Consider the following 24252-nt stretch of genomic DNA (forward strand, 5'->3'; position numbering starts at 1 on the left):
CATTCTATGTCCCGGCCGCATCGGCCCGCTGATAACATCTTTATTGAGACCTTTTGGCAGACGATGAAAGTGGAGATGGGAAAGATATCCGCCTTCACCAAAAACCAAGTGGATATGATGTTCGATTATTACTTTTATTACTACAATCATCTACGTCCCCACTCCTCGATTGGATACAAGACGCCGATGGAAGAATGGAATGAACGTCACTAAAAGTTGGAAAAGTTTGTCCAAAACATTGTACCAATTAAAGGGGCGACAGCCCCGCGTCGAAGGATCTCTTTCGCTAGAAAAGGGTAAGCGACGATGCCGATGCAGAAACGCGCGACGTTTGACTTTTTCTTTACAGGCAACAATACACGCAATAGGCATCGCGCAAACCTTCGACCCGCAATAGCTTACGAAGATCCGTTCGACTCCGCTGCGCTCCGCTCAGGGTGACAAAGTTAGGGTTTCGCAATAGCCCGTGCCGGAACGCATTACCGCCCCCATTGTCATCCTGAGCAAGGGGCGACAGCCCCGCATCGAAGGATCTCTTTCGCTAGAAAAGGGTAAGCGACGATGCCGATGCAGAAACGCGCGACGATCTCTTTTGCTCCGGACACGCCCTTCCCCGCTACTCCACATACGCGCGTATCGCGCTCCACGCTTTCTCCAGGTCATCCAGTCGATACCGCGCATTGGCGGGGCTGGTAGAGGGGAGTTTTACGCCGGGGATGCCGCTTTTGTCGGCATGGTATTTTTTGTAATATTTGTACGATGTTGCGCCGTTACAAAATACCCGGCGGATGTCGGCGGTCTCGAAGATCGGTTTTAGATCGGACGGCACGACGTTTTTGATGCTCGCATCTCCCGAGCCGATGATGTCGCATTGGTATATGGAATCGAAGACGGCGATATGGTGCGCGAGCAAGAATGCGCGCCGCTCGGCGATTTCTGTGCTGAGTCGCTCGTAGAAGAGTGCCTCCATCAGCGGCCAGAACCGGTTTTGAGGATGGCCGTAGAAGAATCCGTATTCCCGCGTTTTTACCGAGGGGAAGGAGCCGAGGATGAGGATTTTTGAATCCTCGCGATACAAGGGTTCCAAAGGATGAACGATGGTTTCGTGTCTGTTTTCTGTGGATTTGGCCATGTTTTACTCCTGTACTTAAAATCTTTCTTCTATTATATATCTATATAAATGTTCATAGTATTATGCCCGCCAAAAGGGCACCGAGGACGATCAGGGGCGCGGGCACTTTTTTGGAAAATAGCAAGGCGGCACTCGCGACGACGGCGAGATAGAGGTCGATTTTTACGGGAAGGGCGGCGATTTGGGTGATGGCGGTCATGGCGATGAGGCTCGCGGCGGTGATGCTTACGCCTTCTAGGAAGTGGCGTACGCGGGTGAGTTCTCGGAGGGCGCGCCACAGGGGGAAGATGAAGAACACGAGTAGGATGCCCGGCAAGAAGATGCCGAAGCCGCCCAAAAGTCCCGCCAAGAAGGCGAAGTCGCTCCCTTCCATGGCGCGGGCGGATACAAAGGCGGCAAAGCTAAACAGCGGCCCGGGCACCGCTTGGTCGATGGCATAGCCCGAAAGGAAGTCCGCCAGCGAGATGGCGGATTGAGAATGCACCAAATCTTGAATCATAAGGGGGATGACGATTTGTCCGCCGCCGATGACGGAATAGCCGTAGCGATAAAAGGAGGTGTAGAGCATAACCCAGGGCGATTGGACCTGCGCCCGCAGCACCTCATTGACGAGGGCGATGGCTACCACCGCCGCCAAAATCCACCACTTGGGCCGGTAGCGAATGCGCTCGCCCGCGCCCTCTTTGCGGTATTCCCACAAGATGGCGAGACCGCCCGCGATCAAAAGAAGGGGCACGACCCACATGGATCGGCCCACCAAAAGGAGACTTAAGGCGAGCATCACGGCAAAGAGCGCGAAGTCGCGCCGGGTTTTGAGCACCTTTCGCGACAGGGTGACGGCGGCATATACGATAAAGGCCACCGCCACCGCGGGCAGATAGGTGAGGAGGGGCTTCAGGTCGCCGCTTCCGTCGATATGGGTAAAGAACACGCCGACGCCGCCCATAATGAGGATCGCCGGCAGCGCCCATACCAAGAAGGTGAGAAGCGCCAAGATCGGCCCGCCCATATAATAGCCCACCGCGGTGATGGTCTGCGTGCTACCGGGACCCGGCACCAGGGCAAACAATCCGATCATTTCGGTGAGTTCTTCCTCGGTGATGTATTTCTTTTGCTCTACCAATCGCGACGAAAATACGCCGTAATGCGCCTCGGGACCGCCGTAGGACCCTAAGGCGCAGATAAACACATCTTTCAAAAACGTGCTCCACTTGACCGCTTTCATTGCTTCTCCTTTGCCGTTGGTTTGTAGAATGGGCCTTCCTGTAAAGCATACCCCTTTTGTGGGAATACACGCCTACAAAGCGCGCATTCAACAAAAACAGCCCCTCAGCGGGGCCGTTTGTACGATGCATTAGGAGCGTTCTCTTTTGCGTTGTAACAATTCTTGAAATTCTCGCTCCAGTTCTTCGCGCTCCCCCTTCGGCGGGTTCGAAGAGAGGGCGGCGTTGATGGCACTCAGCCGAAAATCGATCCGCATCCTTTCTTCGTCCTCCGATGCCTTTCGATCGGATCGATGGCGATAGTCGCTGAAATTTCCTTGAAACGCGCGGATCTTTCGGTCTTCTATAAGAAGCAGCGCATCGGCCACGGCGTCGATAAACGAAACGTCGTGGGTGATCATAAGAAGCGGGCGGTCGTAGGCGATCAACAGCTGTTCCAGCGCCTCTATGGTCGCAATGTCCAAAAAGTTGGTCGGCTCGTCGAGTATCAGAAAATGAAACTCCGAAGTCATGAGCTTTGCGAGTTTTGTCTTTGCCTGCTCGCCGTCGCTCAAACGCTCTACGGTTTTGTGCACATCGGCGCCTTCGAGTCCCAGGCGCGCCAAGACGATCCGCGTCATGCTCTCGTCGTATATCGAGGTGGGCACGACGTTGTCGAGTATGCTTTCCTCTTCCGTAAGAATTTCCCCCATTTGGCTGTAATAGCCGATTTTCAGTTTCGGATGTACCCATGTCCCTTCCCCGCGCAGGATCATGCTTACCAAGGTGGTCTTGCCCGCGCCGTTGTCGCCCAACAAGGCGGCTTTGGTGCCGTTTTCTATGGTAAATTCGGCATCTTGAAAGAGGACGCAGTCTTCGAACTGCTTGTTCAAATGCTCTGCGCGGATCAGAATTTTGCTGTGGATTTTTTCCGATGCGGGCGCCGACAAGCGAATCTCGGCTGCCTCTTTCGGCTTTTCCTTTTTCTCCAAGTGCTCGATTCTGGATTGAACCGATTTTACCTGTCGGTCCAGCTTTTTCTTGTTGCCCTGCCCGCCCATTTTGTGGAGGCGCGCCTCGGAATTTCCCATGCGCTTGGGCGTAGACCGCACCCTACCGGACTGCTTTTTGAGTCGCTCGCCGACGCCCAGTAGCCGCTTCTTTTCTTTTACATAGTTGTTGTATTCCCGCTGTGCAAACTTTTTGCGCCTCTCCCTTTCTTCTACATAAAATCGGTACCCGCCATTGTAGACTTCGACGGTCGTATCGTCGAGTTCGAAGATACAGTCACAGGTGCGTTCAATAAAGTCCCGGTCGTGGGAAACCACCATATAGCCGCCCTCTCGTCGGCACAGACTCTCTTCGAGGGCCTGAATTTGGCGGATGTCCAAATGCGATGTGGGTTCGTCGATAAGCAAAAATGTGTCATTTTGTGCCAAAAATTCCTCGAGCCGCGCCCTTTGTCGCTGGCCGGGGCTCCGGGGATCGCGTGTGTTCGTTCGGGACCCGTCGCCTTTTCCCACGGCGGGCATGTACAACACCGGAAGCGTCGCTTGTATTTCGCCGGCAAAGTCGTCGTCCCGGCCGGCGAGCAGCTTTAAGAAGGTGGTCTTGCCGGCGCCATTGTCTCCGATCAGACCGATGCGCCGGTTTTCGTCGATTGTCAAATGGTCGATTTGTAGGATGGTTTGTGTGCCTATGGTTTTCACAAGATGATCGATTCGTATCATATATCCTCCATTCTGCCAGAGGACTTCGCCTCTTTATGCGCCTGTCGGTATTGGATTTAGAATCATTTCACACCTCCTTCTTCCTATCGACCACTCGAAAAAAAAGGAACTAATATAGTAGTGTGGCCTTATTTATGGGACGTAATGATTATGTCCCATCTTTGTAGCTATATTAATTAAACTGTCATATTTTTGTTAAGGGAAAAATTCTATAGCTGACTTTACCCACTACATTCTTAAAAGGAACTTCTCCAAAAGTCCTACTGTCAACACTTTCTCCAGGATACCTATTATCGCCAACTACAAAAAGTTCACCTTCCAAAATGGTATGCGGCTTAGCTGAATAAATTGGGTCAGTGTATAAACCATTTTCTATGTATGGTTCATTTAAAAGTTCACCATTAATGTATATCTTACCTCCTTCTATACTTATCTTGTCGCCTAGCAAACCTATAACTCTTTTTATATACATTTTTTATTATTTTTTATTGGGGGAGAAAAAATTATAATATCTCCCCTGGTGTATTTTTGGGGGTTGATGATATTCTCATATTTGTTGACTATTAATAAGTCCCCGTCTTCAAAGGTGGGATACATGGAACTTCCTTCAACATAAGAAGTCTGAAAAATAAAAGTTCTTATAAATAGGGCCAACAAGAAAGCTACTCCTATACTCAAAACCCACTCCCTTATATTTCTTGCTTTATTGGTATTTTTAGTGATATGAAACATTTTATTTTTAGCCTCCCTGCTATAGATATTTGATATTTATTATATATCAATCTACATAAAGCATGTTATAAAGTCAAACCCATTTGTAATATAGCTTTCTTTATTTTTAACTGTCAAGAAATGTGTAGACTAACAGAGGTCATTAGAACCTTAGTATATTATCATTTTCAAGTTGTTCAATTATTTTCCTTAACTCAATAAATTCCTTCTCTTAGTTTGTCATATTACCTTTTTTAGCTTACCATCTTATTTTCCTTGACATCAATACTATCGTCTCTCACAGTCGCTTGTTCCATCACATTCACTTCGTTCGCACTCTTGGATAGACTTTACACGAACCCCACTGTTTTCCCCCTATTTCGCCAACAATGCTATCGCTTCGGCGTGTACGGTGCGCGGAAACTGGTCGACGGCCTCCAGGTGTTCGACGGCATAACCCGCCGCGGCGAAGATGTCGATGTCGCGCTTTTGGGTGACGGGGTTGCAGCTGATGTAGAGGATGCGGGGGGCGTCGAGTTGTTTGAGTTTTTCGATGGCTTTGGGGTGTATGCCGTCGCGAGGCGAATCCACGACGAGGAGATCGGGGCGCGTGGTAAGCGTATCGATCAGCTCCAACACATCTCCTGCAAGGAAGCGGGCGTTTTCGATGCCGTTGGCCTTGGCGGCCCGATTGGCGTCTTCCACGGCGGATTCCACGATTTCGATGCCGATGACTTCCTTCGCCTCTTGGGCCAGGATCTGACCGATGGTCCCCGTTCCGAATATAAATCGTAGACCACGCCTTTTTCCCGTCCTGCCAGAGCGCGAGCTTTTTCATAGATCAAGGTCGCCGTATCGGGATTGGGCTGGAAGAAGGAAAAGGGCGCGATTTGAAAATTCAAATCCAACAGACGCTCTTCTAAATACTCGTTCCCCGCCAGGTGGACGATTTTCTCCGGCTTAATGGCGTCAGCCCAATCATCTGATATCGTGTAGTAAATACTCGCCACGGTGCCCTTAAGGTCCAAATTTTGCAGAAGCTCTACAAATGCTTCTTCATCGATGGGATCCGACGAGGTCACTAAGTTCACCAAGTAAGAATCCGTAGCGCGAGCGTGGCGCACCACGAGATAACGCAAAGTGCCTTCGTGGCGCATGCGATGATAAAACGGGGTGTTCAGTTTGCGGAAATAAGCTTCCACTTCGGCGCGGATGGTTTCCATGTCCTCGGGCACCAAGAGGCATCCCGTAGTGGAGACGATGTCGTAAAAACCCCTCTTATGATGCAGACCTAGAGTTAAAGGACCGCCCTTTTCCTCGTCGCCGAAGGTGTATTCCATTTTGTTGCGGTAATGGTAGGTTTGAGGCGCCATGGTATAGGGCACCTCCCGGCCGTAAAGATCCTCGAGCATTTTCTTTTTAAGTGCCGACTCCTGCTCATAGCTTATGGTCTGGTACATACAACCGCCGCAAATGGGAGCGTGAGGGCAGTCGAGAGCGGTCTCCATGGGAGAGGGCGCCAAAGTTTCCAGGATCTTGCCCTTTTTATTATGGGCCCGATTGCGGGTAATGCGCACGCCCACTTTTTTCCCGGGCAAGCCGCCCTTTACATGAATCTCCGTGCCGTCTTCCGTTTTCACCACGGAACGATTCGGAAAATGACGCTCTACAATCTAGCCTTCTCTATATTTCTTAGCCATACTGCCTCCTTTTCTATTGCTCATATTATACCATGACGATTTCCCCCTTTCGAAAGGACACCATGCAAAAAGCTACCGAGTGAACGGTAGCTTTTTTGTTTACAAATCTTTACTTGTCGTAGACAAAGGTCGTGTCGTTGATTTCAAACCATGTTTCCTCATTAACACCAGCTTTGCGCTCGTAGCCGTGACCGTTGGTAGCTTCGACCACGGGATAATAAGACCACATACCCTTCATCATGTCTTTATAGGGTATCGTCTCGTTTTGATGAGTGTCGACATATGCCTCATCGGCGTAGCGATTCAGCATGCGATTCGTGATCGATACCACTTCCGCGCGGGTAATGGGTTGGTCGGGCTTAAAGCTCCCGTCGGGGTAACCTGAAATCCATCCGGCTTCGGCGGCCTTTTGAATCACATCGTATGCCCAGTGGTCCTTGGGTACGTCGGTAAAGGTTTTGCTTCCTTCCGTAATATTGGCAAAGCGCGTAGCCATGGCGGCAAATTCAGCGCGCGTAATATCGGCACGGGGCATAAAGTTTCCGTCGGGATAGCCCTTTACCATGCCCAGCTTGCTCATGTAGCTGATGGCCGTTACGGACCAAAGATCGTCGGGAATGTCTTTGTAATCTCGACTGTAAATCACGCCTTTTTGCGGACGCTCGTTTAAAAGTCGGGAGAACATGACCGTAACCTCCTGACGGGACATGGGATTGTCCGGTTTAAAGGTTTCGTCCTTGTATCCGATCATGTATTGTGCATGATCTCGCCTGTTTAGTAAAGGCGTATCCACCGGCGTCAAATCGATCCAATCTTTCGGTTTTTTAGGAACAATCGGCTTTTCAGGGTTGTCAGGAGTATCCGGTTTTTTAGGATCGGCTTCCCATTGAGCGTAGAGGGTGATGTCGTCTTCTATGACGGTGTCGGCGGTAAAGCCTGTTCCCTTCCCGTCTTTTTGCGTATTCCATCCCTTGAATTTATAGCCTTCTCTAACGGGATCCTTGGGGAAATCTTCCCCTAATTTGCTCTTTTCCAGTACGAGGAACGCGTCGTGAATCGGATTTTCCGTTTCATAATTCTTGTGGAAGATCACATTCTTGAACACGATTAAATTCACATCGTCGTTGTTCAAGGGATGGTCGTATTTCGTGCCCGGGTGAGATGTGGATGTGTACAGCAGTTTCACAAAGTCATCCTTTGTGCTGGGCGGTGTAAAGGTTTGGAAGGCCTTATTGTTTTTAAAGACCGTCGTTTTATCCGTGTTGATGTTGTAGTAATAATACTCTGCCGTGGGCGGTTGTACCAAATCGCCTGTGGAGCCGTCGTCGTATTCCGGCATGTAAGCGTGAAGATTACTATAAATGGCACCGCCGTGACCTGATTTGCCGGTGGCTTGGTTGCCGTCAAAGACCGTGTTGTTGACGACCTTAAGCAGGCCATGAGTTTCGTCCACGGAAATAGCACCGCCGGATTTGTCCGCCTTGTTCTTGGTGAATGTGCAGTTGTCTACGGTGACGACGCCGTCTTTGGCCAATCTGGTATTTACATAAATAGCGCCGCCATGACCTAAGTTTTCAGGATTGCCTTCGGAATCTACAGGTTCATCGGATTTAACGGCCTCATTACCTGTAAAGGTTGTTCCTTTAACGGTCATGGGCATGCTCGTCCAAATGCCGCCGCCATAATAGGCTTTGTTTTCATTAAATTCAGAATTGTTGAAATTCAACGTTCCGCCGCTCGGCAAGCACACCCCGCCTCCGGATCTTGCTTCGTTCTTATACAATTTCGCGCCGTCGATGGTGAGAGCTTCATCAGCAGGTAATTTGGAATAAATCCCGCCGCCAAAGTTTGCGACGTTCTCTTGAATCACGACGTCGCTTATTGTCGCATTCGGCGAGGTAAGATAGATGCCGCCGCCATAATAGGCTGCTTCATTCTCTTGAATAATGACGCCGCCTATATTTGTATTATTTGAGTTGACACGGATGCCTCCTCCGGTTTTAGCTTGGTTTTTTTTAATGGTTCCGGATTTAAGATCACATGCAGGTGTTTTTCCCCAAAGGTATATTCCTCCTCCTGAAGAAGGTGCTACATTTTCTGAGATAGTGCCGCGACCTTCCATGACGAATTTACCGTTTAATGTTACTCCTACACCGCCGCCAAATTTCCCTTGATTCTTAGATATTTTACCGCCGGTAAACTTCACAACCGAGTTACTTGCACAGTAAATTCCACCGCCGACATTCTTCGCGATGTTTCCACTGATTTCGCCGCCGGTGATTTCCAAGTTTGCATTCTTTCCGGTAGTGATCCCGCCGCCATTTTGGGCCGAGTTATCGGATATTTTTCCACCGGTAATTTTACCCTTTCCTTGTAAATAAATTCCACCACCGTTTCCGTCAGGTTGAACTTTATTGCCGGAAATCTCTCCGCCGTTGATGGTCAAGGTTCCCTTGCCGATATAGCCAATGGCGCCGCCGTAATCAAAGGCTTCGTTGTCTTTTATGATGCCGCCGTTGATGGTGACATCACCTACTTTTTGACAGAAAATAGCGCCGCCTGGTTTGGTTTCATCACTTGCTTCCACCTTGCCATTTTGCAAGACGGCGCCGTCATTGATCGTCAGCTCGGCAGGGCGTCCTTCAGTAGATTCCACCCAAAAAAGGCGCTTTTCATGATTGCCGTCGATAATAATATTTTCTACGGTTAAGTGCGCTCCGTTGACTACGCCGAGCATCATATGATGATCCTGAACATTCGCTTTAATGGTGCTCGGATTTTTCGGGTCCTTGCTCGTAAGGGTAACTTCGCCGTAGGGCCGGCCGAACTGACTGTATTCGGTCAGTTCAATATCCTTATTTACTTGGACGACAAAATTAGGTTTTGACCCATCTTTCGTAAGTTCGTACATTTGGTCAGTAACTTGATTTATGGTGTCGTAGTCACCAATTTTTTCTCTCTCTTTAAAAAGGGTAATAGCCTTTTCTTCCTCTCCTAAACTCGCGGCAAAAGTCTGCTTTGAGCTCCCCGAAAAAGCGATGAAAAAGGCGAGAAGCATAGCTGCTAAAACCTTGAACTGTCTTTTTCTACCTGAGTTCATTTTTTTACCTCCTGTTATATTCCTCTCTACAAATCACTGCAACACAAACTGCTGGCGTAAGGCATTACCTTCGCCAATGATCATTTTTCAACTCACGCCAAGTTTTATTTTATATAATTATTATACCATATTTAATTATATTTTTGTTTAATTTGATAATCAATGATTATAGTGCAATCAATTCAATAGACACCAAAAATCTTTTCGTCTGCAGCATGACTCTAAGTGTCGCCTCTATTTATATCTCGATTTATGTCTCGATGGGTAGCAAGCATTCTTTCCGGGTAAGTACTTCATGGTGATATTATGTTTAATTTTGAAAATTCTTACGAAAGGCTGCCTAGTGCTTTTTTCCGCAAGGTGAATCCGACGTCGGTAGCGCAGCCTTCTTTTTTTATAACCAATCCCTCTCTTGCCGAGGAGCTCGGCTTAAATCCCGATGAGATTTTCTCAGAGGAGGGTTTAGATGTTTTGAGCGGTAATAAGGTGCCGGAGGGGGCATCGTCCATCGCCATGGCCTATATGGGCCACCAATTCGGCTACCCGGCGATTTTAGGCGACGGCCGCGCCATTTTAATCGGCGAGCAGATTACGCCCGAGGGCGAGCGGCGAGATATTCAGCTGAAGGGCGCCGGCCGCACGGAGTTTTCCCGTGGCGGCGACGGACGTGCCTCTCTCGGGCCCATGATCCGCGAATATATTATGAGCGAGGCCATGTACGCTTTGGGCGTTCCCACGACCCGTGCCCTCGCCGTGGTGAAGACGGGTCAACCCGTCTATCGGAGCAGCGAGGAGGAGGGCGCCATTTTGACCCGGGTGGCCTCGAGCCATTTGCGGGTGGGCACTTTCGAATGGATTGCGAATATGGAGGGCGGCGATGTGGAAGCCCTTTTGGATTACGCCATCCACAGGCACGATCCCGATCTCGCCGACTCTCCCGACAAAGCCTACGACTTTTTATGTCGGGTCGCCGAGCGCCAGGGCCGCCTCATCGCCCAATGGATGACTTTGGGTTTTGTTCACGGCGTCATGAATACGGACAATATGGCTTGAGTGGTCAGTATGAATAAAATTTAATATTTCTCAAAAGCCTCGTATGTGGGAATATATCCATAAGTATATTTTTTATGTTTTATATTATCCCTATATCTAAATTTACTTATAATATATAGTTATTACTTGTATATCTAAAATACCATAAATATAGTAGACGAGATTTATCGAAATTTATTTATTATTTTTGGTTTTGCTAATACATAGTCTTTTGAGTATTCTTAAAATATAACTTCTTCTTTCTTGTTCAGTCTTTCTATTCGCATAATTTACCTGCCATATCACAGGTAAGAATTTAACATTTACTTTTAACATCCTACACAATTATTGCTTTTCATACCCCTAGGGACAGATATGAGAATTTAATGTAAATAAAAAAGACCTACTAAAGATTTCCCTTAATAGGTCTAAAATATAAAAATAGATTATTAACTTGCAATTAGGGAAATGAGATAATTAATCGTTCCATTTTCAATCAATATATAGAGACCGAGTCCAATAAACACGACTGGTACAATTATTTTTTCGTACTTTTCTACGATCTCTCCGATAGCAGAAATTGAGGCGAGATTGTGAGATAATTTGCATAGTATCAAAATTCCTAACGCAAATATAACTAAAGTTATACCAATCTCAATCAAACTCTTTCCTGTAAAATAGGGAATATAAATTCCTAAATTATCTCCACCCATTGCCACTGTTAAACTTGTAAATGCTAAAATTTTTGATCCATCTCCGGTAATCTTTCCCTCGATGTCTTCCTCATCAATATCTTCATCCACAAAAATTGCTTTTATACCAAGACCTAGTGGAATTAGACCAAGGAGTCCGATAATCCAATCTTGTGGAATAAAATTTAAAAAGTAAGCGGCAATAAGACTAACCAGAACAAGCAGTCCTGTACCTAAATACTGTCCTGCATAAATTGATTTCAAACCTTCCTTGCCTTGACTGGCGAATAAAATAGTCAAAACAACTAAGTAGTCAATTGATGTAGAGACAAAAACTAATAAAGCGGATACTATTGTTTCCATTATTTCTCCTTTCAAAATGTTTAATTTTTATAACCAATCAAAAATTGACTGCAAACACATTGTGCCTTGGCAGTTGCCAAAGGAGACAATTGAAGAAATAACTTCACAATTTTCCCACCTTTTCTTTTAATATTAGCTAAAGTATACTAAAATAGTCGGATTTTGTCAAGTATGCTGATAGATATCCACGCAAACTATAGAGATTGAAATTATATAAAATTAGATATACCAAACATTATTTATCTAATATTTAATCATCTCATTCACTCTTTTCTGAACTGTGTACTAATCATTTCCATCTTGTAGATTAAGTCCATGACCTGCAGATTCTGGATGGGTAATGGGTACAGGAATTTTACCTTGATTCCATTCTTTAAAGTCTTCATTTGTTTTAAGTTCTCTTACATCAAATTTATCTTTTATTCTTCTTAAATATGACTTATACCAATAAGCTATCAGAACAGGTTTTCCATTGGCACCTTCTATTAAATCTTCTAAAGCATCAAGTTTAATATCATGGATACGAATCATATCTTTATCTTCATCTTAAACAAAACTGTATGCCATTTGAAGTAACTTATTAGAAAAGGTTGCAGCATTAACTGCATCTATATACTTATCCTTAATACTAACTACCAAAACTTTTTTAAGGTCTCATAGATATCTCTTTCTTTATCTGATAGACTTACAAAGACTTCAATGTTTACCTTCTCTGGCATTTTTATGTAATCTTCAGCTTTCATAAAAGCTGCGATATCTAATATTTTACTGATTATTTCACTTGTCAAGTCCTGGTTCATCCTGTTCACTCCCCCCTAAAACATCTATAGTGCCAACATACTCTGTTATAATCTACACTCAAACTGTTCCCACAAGGTATTTTTTAAATGGAAAAATGGCTTTTAAGATTTTTTAAATCCTAAAAGCCACTTGTTTCAACAGTCTTATAACCTCTTATCTCATTTTCTTGACATCAATACTACAGTCTCGACATTGTCTTTATTGTCCAAACTAAAGTCAATGTCATAATCTATGAGCGGAAGCTTGAAAACAACCGATTTTATCCAAGTTCCATTTTTAGGTTTTTCATCATAAATCTGAATTTCTTCTATCAATTCATTGAGCAATCTCTTCTTGTCGATATCTGAAAGGACTGTATAAAGGCTATTAAAATTAACAAGGATTTTATAAATATTATCAGAAGTTATTTTTTCTTCAAGGATCGCCTCTTTCCTTTTTCTGCTATCATTTAACTGCATTTCTGCATATTCTAACTGATCATATATTGCATCAAGTCTGAGATTTAAATCAGTATATTTTCTATCATAATGTTTATCTTCAAAATTTAAAGAGTCTATTTGATTAATTAGTGATGCTTTTGTACCTGTTAATTGCCTAATCTTCGCTAAGCGCTTATTAATAACTTCATCAATTTCTTTTGTATCTATTTGAATATTGATTTTTTCTTCAATTTTTTTGGCAAAAGTAGGATTACTAACTATTTGAGTAATTATTGTTTCAACTTCTTTTTCAATTAATTCAGCTCTAATTTGTTTATTAAAAGTACATTTATGTCCATTCATCATTAGTCTATGTTTACAACCGTAATAGTAATAATCTTTGTAATGCTCTCCTTCTTTGTTTTTATTACGCTTACGGCTTTTATTTCCATATAAACCAGCACTACAATATGGACATTTTATTAGATTTGATAAGATATGAACTCTCTCACCTTTTCCTCTATTTATCTTCTCATACTTTTTAGCTTGATATTTTCTTTTTTCCTGAACTGTATTCCATAACTCATCGTCAATTAAAGGTTCATGATTTCCTTGAGCTATAATATAATGATCAGATTTTTCTAATTTAATTTTACCAGTATTTTTATCTTTAATCGTTTTTCTTCTTCCATATGCAATTTTCCCATTATATACAGGATTGTCCAATATTTGTCTTATTAAACTAGCTGAAAAATATGGATTTTTGCCATTTTGTCTTATAGGTTTATTAATACCTAAAGAAACTAAATACTTAGATACTCCATTGGCTCCCATATCTGAATTAGCATATAAATCAAAAATCATCCTTACTGCTTTAGCTTCATCTTCATTAACAACTAATTCTCCATTATCTAAGGAATAGCCAATTGGAGCAAAACCACCATTCCATTTACCTTCTCTAGCCTTTTGTTTTCGACCTTCCATAGTTTGAGAAAGTATATTTTCACGTTCCATTTCTGCTACTGCTGAAAGAATTGTTATAACAAGTTTTCCAGAATCTTTAGAACTATCTAAACTATCATCAACACAAATCAGATTTACATTATGATTTTCCATGACTTGTAATGACTGCAACACATCCGCCGCATTTCTTCCAAATCTAGATAATTTAAAAACCATTACATAATCAACTTTATCTTTTTCAGCTGCTATATCATTAAGCATAGCTATAAATTCATTTCTACCTGAAATAGATGTTCCTGATTTTCCAGCATCTTTATAGGTTTTTATTATTTCTATATCATAAGCTTTTGCATACTGTTTTATTCTTTCTTCCTGAGCATCAAGTGAGTAACCATCAATTTGGATAGATGTTGACACTCTTGTATATACATACGCTTTTTTCTTTTTCATTTTTCCCGCCTTTAGTTTGGACATATTTTCACGTTATAGTTATACCTATATTTTACATAAGTCTTAATATAAAAGTCAATGCAGTAGCCTAATCCGACGAATTAATATTATCCTCATTTTTATTTTTTTCTGAAAGTCTTGGCGGTACTTCCAATTTTTCAAAGTCTATTTGATCTACATACTTTTCTATTAATTCTTGAAGAAGCACAGCCAAAGAATCTAATTGATTATTTTTATTTGACATATTATCCAAGTTAGAATCCTCCGATATTTTAATTTCAACTTGTATATGTCAGAAATTTTTTTAGAACTTACCTAATAATCTAATTTCCAAAAAAATACTATTAATTTATTTTACTCACAAAAAATCTGTTTATACGCTCCATTTATGGACGTATAAACAGATTTATGGTATTTATCAAGGATAAGTTTTTAAACTCTTTTGTTATTATGGACCCTTTCTGACAAATTATAGATAGAAAATTGATGGCATGGAGAAAACAAAAAAGGAAGTGATAAAAAATGAGGAAACAAAGAAAGGAAGTTGCAAAATATGGAGTAAGGAAAAAAATAAAAAAGATTTATAGAGCAAAAATTTTAAGCAGGTAAAAAATGTAAGAGTGCCTCTACACTCTTACAAAATTAATAGCAAACCAAGCTATCAATCTAGAAATATGTACTTTAGAGCAAGCCAAGCTCTTTAAAAAATGTGTTTTGTCTTAGATTAGACAACTTAGAAGCTTCTACGGACTCGGTAGTATAAAAAGCTTAGTCTTAACAATTAGAGTAGCAAACAAGGCTCTAAATTCTTTTTTAAGAGCTTTAATTTTAAAAAGATAGTTAATATTCGAAAGGAGCATTTTATGTCATTTAATATCACAAACGAAGCTTTTAACAAAGCATTTGGAATAATAGATGAAGAAAAGAAAAAAACTAAAAAATGGGATAAAAGAAAGCAGAAATATATTTTAAAAAATCAGATTTATGGTAGATTAACAAGAATGTTAAATGATGGTATGAGTACATCAAGAAATGATGATAAGCACGATTCATCAGCTACTTCAAACAATAAAATTTATAGCGTTACAACTTATAAGACATACAAAAAACAATGTTATAAATTTGCAGAATTTTTAAAAGAAAATTATCCTGAAATAAAGAAAATACAACAAGTTAAAACAGAACATGTAAATGAATATCTGAAAAACTTAACTAATCAAGGCTTATCTGCTTACTCAATTAGCACAGCCAAATCAGCTATAGCAAAGGTTTTAAGAACATCATCTACAAACTTCATAGCGACACCACCAAGGACAAGAAAATCAATCAAAAGAAGTCGATATGAAGCTAATAGAGATAAACACATATCAGAAGAGCTAGAAAGAAAATTTTCTAAAATAACAAGCTCTACAGGATTAAGAAAAAAAGAAATGGAAGTTGTAAGAGGGGTTGATTTAAAAGAAATCAACGGGAAATATTATGTAAAAGTTAGACAAGGAAAGGGTGGGAAAAAACGCTTAGCTTTAATCATGGGCAAAGATAAAGAAGAAACAGATGAGATAATAAATATTTTTAAAGAAGCTGGAGAACTTAAAATAGCACCAAAATTACCTTCTCATTATGACAACCACCACTACCGAGCTGTATACGCCAAGAGAATTTATAATCATTATGCAAGACCAATAGATAAAATACCTGGTGGTTTAATTTCAGAAGGCGGAGAAAGATACATCATGAGAAATGATAGAGCTGGAGAAATATTAGATCGAAAAGCTATGTTAATAACCAGCAAATACTTAGGACATAATCGTATTGATGTAATCGCTCAATCTTATCTGTACTAAAATAAATAGATGTAAATATAAAATATAAGTTTATAAATAGTAGTTTAAAGTAAACTTACTATAACATAAGTATGTTGCTAAGGCATCAGTAAAGTACCCCTGTAATAGGGGATTTTTTTACCACCTATGTTTCATTAAAGATATCTAATAAAAACGAAGTTTTAAAAATTATCTGACATATACCTTTTAAGAAATTAAAAGGAGCGTTTTATGTCAGATAATGAAATTAGAGATAAACTTTTAGATCTTCTTTATCCAAAGAATAATGAGAAAAGAATTGTATACATGAGGATAAAAAGTAGAAAGCATGCAGTTAAATTTATAGAGCTTGAAAAACTTCAATATTATAACAGAAAAAATATTTATATTTCAGTTGCTGAAAGATTCCCTTCATTTAATAACACAACAAACAAAGCAATTATTGATTTAGATACTATAAAGCGTGTTTCTTACATTGTTGTTGACCTAGATTACTGCAGATCTTCTGAATGAAGCCATGAAAAAGCAGAGCAAGTTTATAACGCATTAAAAACATTTAATGTCTTTGATGATGTCCTTTGCCCTCATATAATACTTAATTCAGGTAGAGGGTTACATCTGTTTTATTTAATAGAACCCGTATATTTTTATAAAGACAAAATAAAAAAAGAACAACAGATTAGTTTGTACCAGGATTGTGCAGCATATATAAAAGAAAGCTTGTATGAAAAAATCTCTGAATTAAAAGATGCAGATGTCTATGCATTAAAAAACATTGATTTAGATAAAAACGTTGGATCTAATATATTACAAATTATAAGATTACCCTTATCCTATAATAAATCAGCTAAAGCAAGGGGTACTCTAATAGATATTAACGATTTTCCTAGATATTATCTCGGCTTGTGGATAAATGAATTAAAGCCAGAGAAAGATACAAATAATAACAATTATGTCCATAAAGCAAACATTGAAAAACTAAGCTTAAAAAGAATTGCTGATTATAAAACATTAATTAAGATAAGGAAAGAAAATTATACACTTGTTGGTCGTAGAGATAAAATAATGATTCAAGCAGCTTGGACAATTATTAATGGAGACCTATCTAAAGATATTTTATATGAAATCGGAAGTTTAATTGGAGGAGGATTCGAAAAAGAGAGGTATATAGAGTCAAAATGGAGGAGTGCTAAAAGGAATGTATCTTCTAAATACAAGAAATTATCAAACAAAAAAAATCATGGAATGGTTAGATATTTCAGAAGAAGAAAGTCAGTTTATGTCATGTCTCAAACCTTATACTGAAAAAGAGACTATAGCTAAACAAAAAAGAGAAGAAAAAGAAAAATTAATTTCAGATGTCAAAAAATATTATAGTGAAAGTGGTAATATATCTAAAACTGCTAGGAAATTTAACTTATCAAGGAATACCGTTAGGAAATACATTAATTTCGAATTGAACTAAATTTAAATACTATAAAATCTTCATACTTTACAATAAAAAAGAACACCCTTATGCAAGAGTATTCTTCGAATAAAGAGCTATCTTTTAATCTTGGTGAGCATTGAAAAACTATGAAAATTATTATGGGAAAGAGGTGGAGAGGTAGACTCTAATCAATTTCTAAAGTCTTTAAAATTGTAGCTGCTAAATTTTTTGATAGCTTTGGTGGCACGGCATTTCCAATTTGAATAAAGGCAGATGTCCTAGAAGATTCAAAATAATAATTATCTGGAAAACCTTGTATTCTCGCTGCCTCTCTTACACTTATAGATCTATTTTGGGAGCTATCTGGATGTATATAGTAATGCCCATCTTTTGAAATATGAGCGACAACTGTATGTGAGACTGAATTACTATCAATAGCCTTGTATCTGTCTAAAAAAGATTTAGTATTTGTATGTGTAATTAACTCTTCTGGTAGTTCGTTATATTTTAGATTTAATCCTTCTTTCTTCGCATCCGAAACTAATTTATAAATTTTTAAATCATTCTCGTTATTTGACCTACTAATATGCTGTGTTAATACATCCGTCAAAGCATCTCGATATTCTTGAGAGACTTCAGATTCATCAATAGATTTCGAATATTCATTTTTAAACTCACCTGCTTTTAAGTTCGGCAAATCAGAAAATAATTCTTTTATTGTAGGTGCCTTAGATTGATAGGTTTTTAATATCTCGAAGAAATTTTTCTTTACTTTAATATTTTTTCTAAAACCTACTAAAAACAGTCTCTCTCGTCTTTGACAAACTCCATAATCTTCAGCATTTATAATTTCATATCTAACTTCATAGCCCGCTGAATCAAATGCTTCTATAATCATTGGTAGCAAAGGATTATCTTTATAATCTTTAAACGAAAGCAATCCTTTAACATTTTCAAACACAAAGAACTTTGGTTTATACTTATCTAAAAACTGAACATAATATTCATATAAATAAATTCTTTCATCTGTTTCTTTTTTATGCTTATTATTAAACCTTCCAATTGTAGAATAAGCTTGACATGGAGGCCCTCCAATGATGCCATCCAAAAGTTCTCCATTGAGACTTTTATCTATAAAATCGAAAATATCTAAAATAGTTTCTTCATTAATCTCCAAGTTCAACACATCTTCTAAAATATAGTTAGGGATAACTTCAATGAGTTCTTGAAAATTTATTTCTTTCTTTAAATATTTGTTATATAACTCTAAATTATCAAGTTCCTTTAAATAATAATAGATATTTCTTAACTTAAGAGTGGAGCATGCAGATGCTTCTTTTTCAATATGGCAAATAAACTGGAATTCATCTATTCTAAATCCCTCACTTAATCCTCCACCACCTGAAAAAATATCAATGATTTTCATTGTCAACCTCCTTTCTAAATATATATAATGTTAATTAGTCTTCCAATAGTTTATTTAAGATACTCTCTGTGTTAAATGATGGTTGTCCTTGCCTATGATAATAAGAACTAAATCTTGCAATTATATCTCTTTTAAAAACGTCTGTAATAACTCCTAATTTTTTTAAATTTCTATCCTTAAACTGATTCTTTTCATAATCATACTCTAAAGTTATCAAAGAACGAAAATCAATAAATCCACCCTCAAAAAAACTAACTTTAGGTAAGAAATGATACCTCATAGATCTTTGATCAGAGTTTCTTGACCATTGTGCAATCTTATTTTTGTTCTTATTAGATATTTCATTCCCGTCTTTATTTAAGCATTTTTCTAATATATCACTAAAGTCTTGAACTTCATCATACTTTTTAATTTTAGCAAAAAGAATCTCATTTGTTTTTGAATTTGCCAAGTCACACGCTGGAGTCAATACTAAAAACTTTTGTTTGGTATCACAATCTTCATAAATATCACAACTGCAAACCTGTGTGATAGGGTTTGGGAACATATACATTTCTATAGGTTCGACATCTAAATATTTTTCATTGAACATAAATCTGTTACTTAACCAACTAGAGATATAACGAATCAATACAAATTCTTGCGTTTCTTTATTCAGTTCCATTAATTCTTCTTTTTTATTAGTGAAACACTCTGGTATAATTTCCCAAAAAAATTCTTTTATATTATTATTTACTTTACCTCTAGATCCTAGCAAACGGAAAATAGAGTCTTCATAGTAATTAATTAATTCACTTATTACATCTTCAAATGAGCTTTCATCTTTTGACTGAACTTTTATAATATTTGTATCAACATATTCACTGATTTTTTGGCTAAAACCAGTTCTTACAATAATTGGAATAATTTCTCTATCAATAATATTCTTTAATAAAATATTACCTGATATTTGTTCATCATCTTTTCCTGTATCTTTTTGCGGTACTAGCATTAAATCTACTATAACAGCCTCAAAATTATTCTGAAACAGTGCAATGGCAGCTTCTTCAGGTGTCGTGGCAACTTCAAAAGAAATTTCAATTTTATTTAATATATCAAATTCATCACTTATTTTACCATCTTCTTGTAGTTTTTTATATACCGCATCTTTGTTTTCAAGCATCATCAACTTAGAAATATATTTTTCATCGTCGATAACACTTCTATTTCTAAGCTCTTCTATAAATAACTTTTTATTATAATTGTCAATAGTTTCCTGCAATTGTTCTCTTTGTTCATAATCATCATCTACCAGTAATATCTTAAAATCGTCCATATCTTAGCTCCTATCCAATGTTATTCGAAAGCAAGCTCCGTTGGTTGCATCAATTACTTCCAATTTACCATTATTCCTTTGAACAGCTTCTCCTGCTATAGCTAATCCTAGTCCAGTACCGTTATCTTCAATGACTCTTTTTTTAGCAGAATATCCAGGAGTAAAAATAATATCATCTACTAAATCATCAGTTGAAACTCCTATTCCATTATCTGATATTTCAATAAATACTTTATCATCTTTATCAAAAATTGAAACATCAATATTCATAGTATCTTCATCTGTATACTTAACCCAAAATATTGCGTTTTCAATAATATTTGTTAAAGCCATATATAAATCTTCTTGTATTATATTAATGTAGAATTCATCAGATGATGCAAATTTCATTTTAATTCCTTGCTCGTCTGATACTTCTTGGAAAAGTTCTAATACATTCTTGATTATATTATTCAAGCTTGTTTTTTTACGTCTTCCTCTCTTATTAGATGAAAGCGGATCTAAGCGATTAAAAAACACACTTAGTCTTTTCGCTTCTGCACTTAATTTTTGCATATCTTTCGATAGTTTTTCATAGCTATATTTTCCTAACTCATCACTTTGATATGAATTTTTTAAATACTCCTCTATTGATGGAATTTTATTAGTATACCAAGATAAAGGCTTTCTGCCCTCATGTAAAACTACACTAATGACATTCCCTAGAGTAGTGTGTTTTTGATAAATAGCAATCGATTCTTTTACTTCTAAAAAATCTTCTTCTTTTTCTTTTTCTAAATTTATAATTTCTTGGCTTACTTCTTTATTTAATACTTTAAAAATTTCTTCTTGCTTCTCTGGACTTTTCTTCAATTCTTTTCTTGTTTTTTCAATTGATTTCTCTACATTTAACTTTACATTGCTAAAATCAAACAGTTTTTCCAAGGGTTTATCTTTCTTTTTAGGCTTTTTATCTCGCCTATACTTAAATCTTTCTTTTTCTAAAATGCTTAATGCAAAATTAGCAATTTTTTGTAATGTCCAATAACTATCATTTTCATAAAGTCCATCTCTTGCACTTTTTTCTTTTAACCCAGACTTTTCTTCATCTTCAATGCTGATTCGCCCATTAATCTGTTCTGAACCTATTGACAAAGTAGGATTTTGAACACGCTGAGCGTCTAAGTTTAACCAATCATATCCTTGGTCTCCATATGGTCTGATTCTAAAACCATTCCTATAGATACTTATACCGGATTGTTCCTTTAAAATATTTCTTATGTCTGTTTTTGTGTATCTTGCATCATGTGTATTATTAATGAAGTTAGTAATTATTTCTATTCCTTGTGGATCCTTATCATAAACCCTATAATCAATCATAATTTTACCACATTTTGTTAAATCTTCCTTCGTAAATATATCAATTTGTCCATTAATCATTTTTTCTTTGTCTGAATAGTAATTACAATATTTTAATTCATAAGAAAAGTCTTCATTAATACAACCAAATAGCCTATAATGGCATGTATCATAAAATTCAACTGGCTCTATAAACTTACATATGTTTTTACTTGTGTCACCAAAAAAATTTTCATAGCAAACTTCTATACTGAAATCTGTTTTATCGTATAAAAGTCGTGAAAGTTCTATTTCAATTTTTTTTGTATCTTCATCTGATATCCTTTCAGATAAATCATTCCCAATATCATTTGTAATATACAAAGTTGTTCCTGATACTTCATTAGTTTTTTCAGTTTCAATATCAACAGGAATATCAGACAACTTTTTATTAGTATTAAAGTCACTCCAGTTAAAAAAAGCAAGAGTCTTAAATCCATCATGTATAGTTGATAATTTTAATTTGTTACCTAATAAGGAAACAGCATATCGTCCTATGCCTTTCCTCCCCTGATATATTCTTCCTTTTGGACTTGTTTTGTTTTTTAATTTGTAATCAGTGGATGGTACCATCCATGCTCCTAGAACCGTGTCTTTTGACATCCCATGACCATCATCTTTTACAATTATTTCAACTGAATCTTTATTTTTTTTAAATATCATTTGTACATTTGTTGCATCAGCATCATATGAATTTTTCACTAATTCGACAATAGCCGCCGGTAAATCTTTAATCAAATCTTTGCCAATAGACATAATTAGTCTTCCAGTTGGTTCAAAATAACTCTTCATTTTTATCACCTCAAATAAATAACTAAACTCTATAATCACTTTGATCTTCTGCAGCAAATTTAACATAACTGTAGTCACTAAAATCTCCTACATATATCTCATCATTATCATACATCGTAAATGAATCAACATAAGATAGCCTTCCCGATTTCAATTCTTCTGCAAAATACAATAGATTTTCCACATTTATAGCTCCGCCACTTACACCAGCTCTATTGGCTATATGTTTTAAATTATTTTTAAAGTTTCCCTTAAAAAAAGAGGATACAAATAAATAGTTGAAATCCTTAACTTTTTCATCAAAGCTTTCCCACCATTTATTTGAATTTATTTTTTCATCTCTAGTTTGATTTTCTTCGATATATCTTATCATTTCATCTGCTTGATTAATTGGTAGATTATATCCAGTAGAATAAGCCTTATTATCTATAATTACGCCATTAATATCATAAGATATAATTCCATCTGGTTTCCTGCTTTCTCCAAGACGCACGCCCTTAAATTTGAGTTCATTAATTAAAAGATCGATTGTCTGAATTTCAAAATCTCTATTTGCTGTTCCATCATAAGCTAAATCAATTAGTGCTAAATATCTGTGGTCAACATATCTTAATTTATCTCTTACTCTATCCTTTAATTCTAGTACATTTGTCTTAGATATCTTAGTTCTAGGTATTTCTAATTTTATAATGTTATCATCAATTACATAGCCATTCCTACTATGTTTAAGTGATAGACCCATTGCTTCAATAACTTTTAGTTCGTCTTCTATAGTTATAATGCTTTCATCAATATTATTTTCTAATAAATAAGACTTAATATTTTCTAAATTTCTTTCTCTTTTATTTATAGCTTTAATTATATGTCCACGCCTATTTCTAATATAATCTCTATCTTTACCCTTGGTTGCTAGCATTTGCCAATAAACAATTTTATCAGTCTTTGGATATGATGATAATCCCCTTGCTCTTTTAAGTTCTCTTATACCATTCAAAGTAATCCTAAAGGAATGACCTATATTTACCTTGTATTCAACATTTCCAATTTTTGTTGAAACTTCTTTTTCAACTCTTTGAACTAAACCAACCTTAGATAACCAGCCCGAAATCATTCTTGCATATTTATCAGCTGACCCTTCTGTGTTTGAGCGAATACTTGCTTTATCTGTTTCAGAAGCAAGTTCTATCGCTTGAATATATAAATCTTGAGGAATTGATGTAAAACCAGCTTCTCCAAGTCCTCCTAATTGCTTACCAAGTTCATATTTTGTTAAATGGTCTCCATTTTCCAGTAAAGTTAAAATTCTTACAGCTGGTGGGTATGACAAAAAGGCTGAAATTAATATTTCTTTATCTGAATCTTCAGAATTAGATTTTACAAATTTTTCTCCTAGTTTTGTTATAGAGACTGTATCATTTTCTGTATCATAATCTAGAAGTCCTATGGATATTCCCCATCTTAAAAATCCATCTGCAGTCCAATCGTCTGTATAAGCTCTACCACCTTGTGTTGTAATGGTAGCTTGAACAATACCACTACACTCTGCATCGGCTCTTTTCTGACCTGATTTTATACCATGACCTTTTAATAAAACATAATCCATTTCAAGTGGATCTTTTTTCATTTCTGAAATAAGTTTATTTTGTAAATCTAAATCTTTTACTAATTTAGGAAGTTTAGTATTTAAGATTTCCTTATACATTTCAGTGTTTTTATCAAAAACAGAAACTACATTTTTTAAATTTTCAAAACTTGATGGATTTTGTATCCAACCCAATGTTCTTTCTGCCATATT

General features: G+C 37.9%; 22 protein-coding genes. 5 read left to right on the forward strand and 17 right to left on the reverse strand.

The features are described 5' to 3' along the window. The coding region (locus QO008_RS03470) for an integrase core domain-containing protein (protein ID WP_307384430.1) at window positions 1-213 on the forward strand (213 nt) is incomplete at its 5' end. A gap of 403 nt (window positions 214-616) precedes the next feature. Here the strand turns inward: QO008_RS03470 and QO008_RS03475 are convergent. From QO008_RS03475 to QO008_RS03505, 8 genes are all read right to left on the reverse strand, one after another. Continuing rightward, window positions 617-1132, reverse strand: a complete 516-nt coding sequence (locus QO008_RS03475; RefSeq protein WP_307384432.1) for a DNA-deoxyinosine glycosylase — start codon at window positions 1130-1132, stop codon at window positions 617-619. A gap of 52 nt (window positions 1133-1184) precedes the next feature. Next, the gene (gene chrA / locus QO008_RS03480; RefSeq protein WP_126466128.1) at window positions 1185-2357 is read right to left on the reverse strand and encodes a chromate efflux transporter; all 1173 of its coding nucleotides are present in this window, start codon (window positions 2355-2357) and stop codon (window positions 1185-1187) included. Window positions 2358-2486: 129 nt separating this feature from the next. Next, window positions 2487-4064: a ribosomal protection-like ABC-F family protein gene (gene abc-f, locus QO008_RS03485; RefSeq protein WP_307384435.1), complete on the reverse strand. Its 1578-nt coding sequence runs from the start codon at window positions 4062-4064 to the stop codon at window positions 2487-2489. Between the two features lie 184 nt (window positions 4065-4248). Then, a complete protein-coding gene (lepB, locus tag QO008_RS03490; protein WP_307384438.1) occupies window positions 4249-4536 on the reverse strand; it encodes a signal peptidase I in 288 nt (95 codons plus the stop codon). After that, complete coding sequence (gene lepB, locus QO008_RS08050) at window positions 4527-4796, reverse strand: signal peptidase I (protein WP_126466131.1); 270 nt, start codon at window positions 4794-4796, stop codon at window positions 4527-4529. Before lepB (QO008_RS08050) ends, lepB (QO008_RS03490) begins: the two co-directional genes overlap by 10 nt. Window positions 4797-5150: 354 nt before the next feature. Beyond that, window positions 5151-5507, reverse strand: coding sequence for a methyltransferase domain-containing protein (locus tag QO008_RS03495; protein WP_307384684.1), 357 nt, complete (start codon window positions 5505-5507; stop codon window positions 5151-5153). Continuing rightward, the gene (locus QO008_RS03500; protein WP_307384441.1) at window positions 5402-6418 is read right to left on the reverse strand and encodes a class I SAM-dependent RNA methyltransferase; all 1017 of its coding nucleotides are present in this window, start codon (window positions 6416-6418) and stop codon (window positions 5402-5404) included. The genes QO008_RS03495 and QO008_RS03500 overlap by 106 nt, the downstream gene beginning before the upstream one ends. 166 nt (window positions 6419-6584) lie before the next feature. After that, window positions 6585-9575 carry an S-layer homology domain-containing protein gene (locus QO008_RS03505; RefSeq protein WP_307384444.1) on the reverse strand — a complete coding sequence of 997 codons (2991 nt, stop codon included), beginning with the start codon at window positions 9573-9575 and terminating at the stop codon, window positions 6585-6587. A gap of 306 nt (window positions 9576-9881) precedes the next feature. On the opposite strand from QO008_RS03505, the gene QO008_RS03510 reads away from it, so the two are divergent. After that, complete coding sequence (locus tag QO008_RS03510; protein WP_307384447.1) at window positions 9882-10628, forward strand: protein adenylyltransferase SelO family protein; 747 nt, start codon at window positions 9882-9884, stop codon at window positions 10626-10628. Window positions 10629-11056: 428 nt separating this feature from the next. Here the strand turns inward: QO008_RS03510 and QO008_RS03515 are convergent, their stop codons facing one another. The 5 genes from QO008_RS03515 to QO008_RS03535 form a co-directional block, all read right to left on the reverse strand. Continuing rightward, window positions 11057-11662 (reverse strand): CadD family cadmium resistance transporter, encoded by a 606-nt coding sequence (locus QO008_RS03515; RefSeq protein WP_307384451.1) that lies wholly within the window; start codon window positions 11660-11662, stop codon window positions 11057-11059. A gap of 285 nt (window positions 11663-11947) precedes the next feature. Then, window positions 11948-12193: a hypothetical protein gene (locus QO008_RS03520; RefSeq protein WP_232006471.1), complete on the reverse strand. Its 246-nt coding sequence runs from the start codon at window positions 12191-12193 to the stop codon at window positions 11948-11950. A 101-nt stretch (window positions 12194-12294) separates the two neighbouring features. Beyond that, a complete protein-coding gene (locus tag QO008_RS03525; RefSeq protein ID WP_307384455.1) occupies window positions 12295-12462 on the reverse strand; it encodes a hypothetical protein in 168 nt (55 codons plus the stop codon). 159 nt (window positions 12463-12621) lie between these two features. After that, window positions 12622-14295, reverse strand: coding sequence for a recombinase family protein (locus QO008_RS03530; protein ID WP_307384458.1), 1674 nt, complete (start codon window positions 14293-14295; stop codon window positions 12622-12624). Window positions 14296-14383: 88 nt separating this feature from the next. Then, window positions 14384-14548, reverse strand: coding sequence for a hypothetical protein (locus tag QO008_RS03535; protein ID WP_438362043.1), 165 nt, complete (start codon window positions 14546-14548; stop codon window positions 14384-14386). Window positions 14549-15158: 610 nt separating this feature from the next. Between QO008_RS03535 and QO008_RS03540 the strand changes: the two genes are divergently transcribed. The 3 genes from QO008_RS03540 to QO008_RS03550 all read left to right on the forward strand — a co-directional run bounded on the left by QO008_RS03540 (window position 15159) and on the right by QO008_RS03550 (window position 17423). Then, window positions 15159-16139 carry a site-specific integrase gene (locus tag QO008_RS03540; RefSeq protein ID WP_307384459.1) on the forward strand — a complete coding sequence of 327 codons (981 nt, stop codon included), beginning with the start codon at window positions 15159-15161 and terminating at the stop codon, window positions 16137-16139. A gap of 210 nt (window positions 16140-16349) precedes the next feature. After that, window positions 16350-16631 (forward strand): hypothetical protein, encoded by a 282-nt coding sequence (locus QO008_RS03545; RefSeq protein ID WP_307384462.1) that lies wholly within the window; start codon window positions 16350-16352, stop codon window positions 16629-16631. Between the two features lie 207 nt (window positions 16632-16838). Further along, window positions 16839-17423: a hypothetical protein gene (locus QO008_RS03550; RefSeq protein ID WP_307384468.1), complete on the forward strand. Its 585-nt coding sequence runs from the start codon at window positions 16839-16841 to the stop codon at window positions 17421-17423. Between the two features lie 308 nt (window positions 17424-17731). Here QO008_RS03550 and QO008_RS03555 read toward each other — a convergent pair whose 3' ends face one another. The 4 genes from QO008_RS03555 to QO008_RS03570 are packed head-to-tail and all read right to left on the reverse strand — an operon-like array spanning window position 17732 to window position 24249. After that, window positions 17732-18973 carry a DNA cytosine methyltransferase gene (locus QO008_RS03555; protein ID WP_307384471.1) on the reverse strand — a complete coding sequence of 414 codons (1242 nt, stop codon included), beginning with the start codon at window positions 18971-18973 and terminating at the stop codon, window positions 17732-17734. A 34-nt stretch (window positions 18974-19007) separates the two neighbouring features. After that, window positions 19008-20288 (reverse strand): hypothetical protein, encoded by a 1281-nt coding sequence (locus QO008_RS03560; protein WP_307384474.1) that lies wholly within the window; start codon window positions 20286-20288, stop codon window positions 19008-19010. A 3-nt stretch (window positions 20289-20291) separates the two neighbouring features. Beyond that, on the reverse strand, window positions 20292-22535 hold the full coding sequence (locus QO008_RS03565; RefSeq protein ID WP_307384477.1) for a sensor histidine kinase: 2244 nt from the start codon (window positions 22533-22535) through the stop codon (window positions 20292-20294). Further along, on the reverse strand, window positions 22480-24249 hold the full coding sequence (locus QO008_RS03570) for a restriction endonuclease FokI C-terminal domain-containing protein (RefSeq protein WP_307384480.1): 1770 nt from the start codon (window positions 24247-24249) through the stop codon (window positions 22480-22482). Before QO008_RS03570 ends, QO008_RS03565 begins: the two co-directional genes overlap by 56 nt. Window positions 24250-24252: the final 3 nt, after the last annotated feature.

Source organism: Aedoeadaptatus ivorii (assembly GCF_030815095.1).
Taxonomy (GTDB): Bacteria; Bacillota; Clostridia; order Tissierellales; family Peptoniphilaceae; genus Aedoeadaptatus; species Aedoeadaptatus ivorii.

Bases quoted from the DNA above. Each gene is read 5' to 3' on its own strand.
- QO008_RS03475 (WP_307384432.1), bottom strand. From the start codon at position 1,132: ATGGCCAAATCCACAGAAAACAGACACGAAACCATCGTTCATCCTTTG.
- chrA (WP_126466128.1), bottom strand. From the start codon at position 2,357: ATGAAAGCGGTCAAGTGGAGCACGTTTTTGAAAGATGTGTTTATCTGC.
- abc-f (WP_307384435.1), bottom strand. From the start codon at position 4,064: ATGATACGAATCGATCATCTTGTGAAAACCATAGGCACACAAACCATC.
- lepB (WP_307384438.1), bottom strand. From the start codon at position 4,536: ATGTATATAAAAAGAGTTATAGGTTTGCTAGGCGACAAGATAAGTATA.
- lepB (WP_126466131.1), bottom strand. From the start codon at position 4,796: ATGTTTCATATCACTAAAAATACCAATAAAGCAAGAAATATAAGGGAG.
- QO008_RS03505 (WP_307384444.1), bottom strand. From the start codon at position 9,575: ATGAACTCAGGTAGAAAAAGACAGTTCAAGGTTTTAGCAGCTATGCTT.
- QO008_RS03510 (WP_307384447.1), top strand. From the start codon at position 9,882: ATGTTTAATTTTGAAAATTCTTACGAAAGGCTGCCTAGTGCTTTTTTC.
- QO008_RS03515 (WP_307384451.1), bottom strand. From the start codon at position 11,662: ATGGAAACAATAGTATCCGCTTTATTAGTTTTTGTCTCTACATCAATT.
- QO008_RS03520 (WP_232006471.1), bottom strand. From the start codon at position 12,193: ATGATTCGTATCCATGATATTAAACTTGATGCTTTAGAAGATTTAATA.
- QO008_RS03525 (WP_307384455.1), bottom strand. From the start codon at position 12,462: ATGAACCAGGACTTGACAAGTGAAATAATCAGTAAAATATTAGATATC.
- QO008_RS03530 (WP_307384458.1), bottom strand. From the start codon at position 14,295: ATGAAAAAGAAAAAAGCGTATGTATATACAAGAGTGTCAACATCTATC.
- QO008_RS03540 (WP_307384459.1), top strand. From the start codon at position 15,159: ATGTCATTTAATATCACAAACGAAGCTTTTAACAAAGCATTTGGAATA.
- QO008_RS03545 (WP_307384462.1), top strand. From the start codon at position 16,350: ATGTCAGATAATGAAATTAGAGATAAACTTTTAGATCTTCTTTATCCA.
- QO008_RS03555 (WP_307384471.1), bottom strand. From the start codon at position 18,973: ATGAAAATCATTGATATTTTTTCAGGTGGTGGAGGATTAAGTGAGGGA.
- QO008_RS03560 (WP_307384474.1), bottom strand. From the start codon at position 20,288: ATGGACGATTTTAAGATATTACTGGTAGATGATGATTATGAACAAAGA.
- QO008_RS03570 (WP_307384480.1), bottom strand. From the start codon at position 24,249: ATGGCAGAAAGAACATTGGGTTGGATACAAAATCCATCAAGTTTTGAA.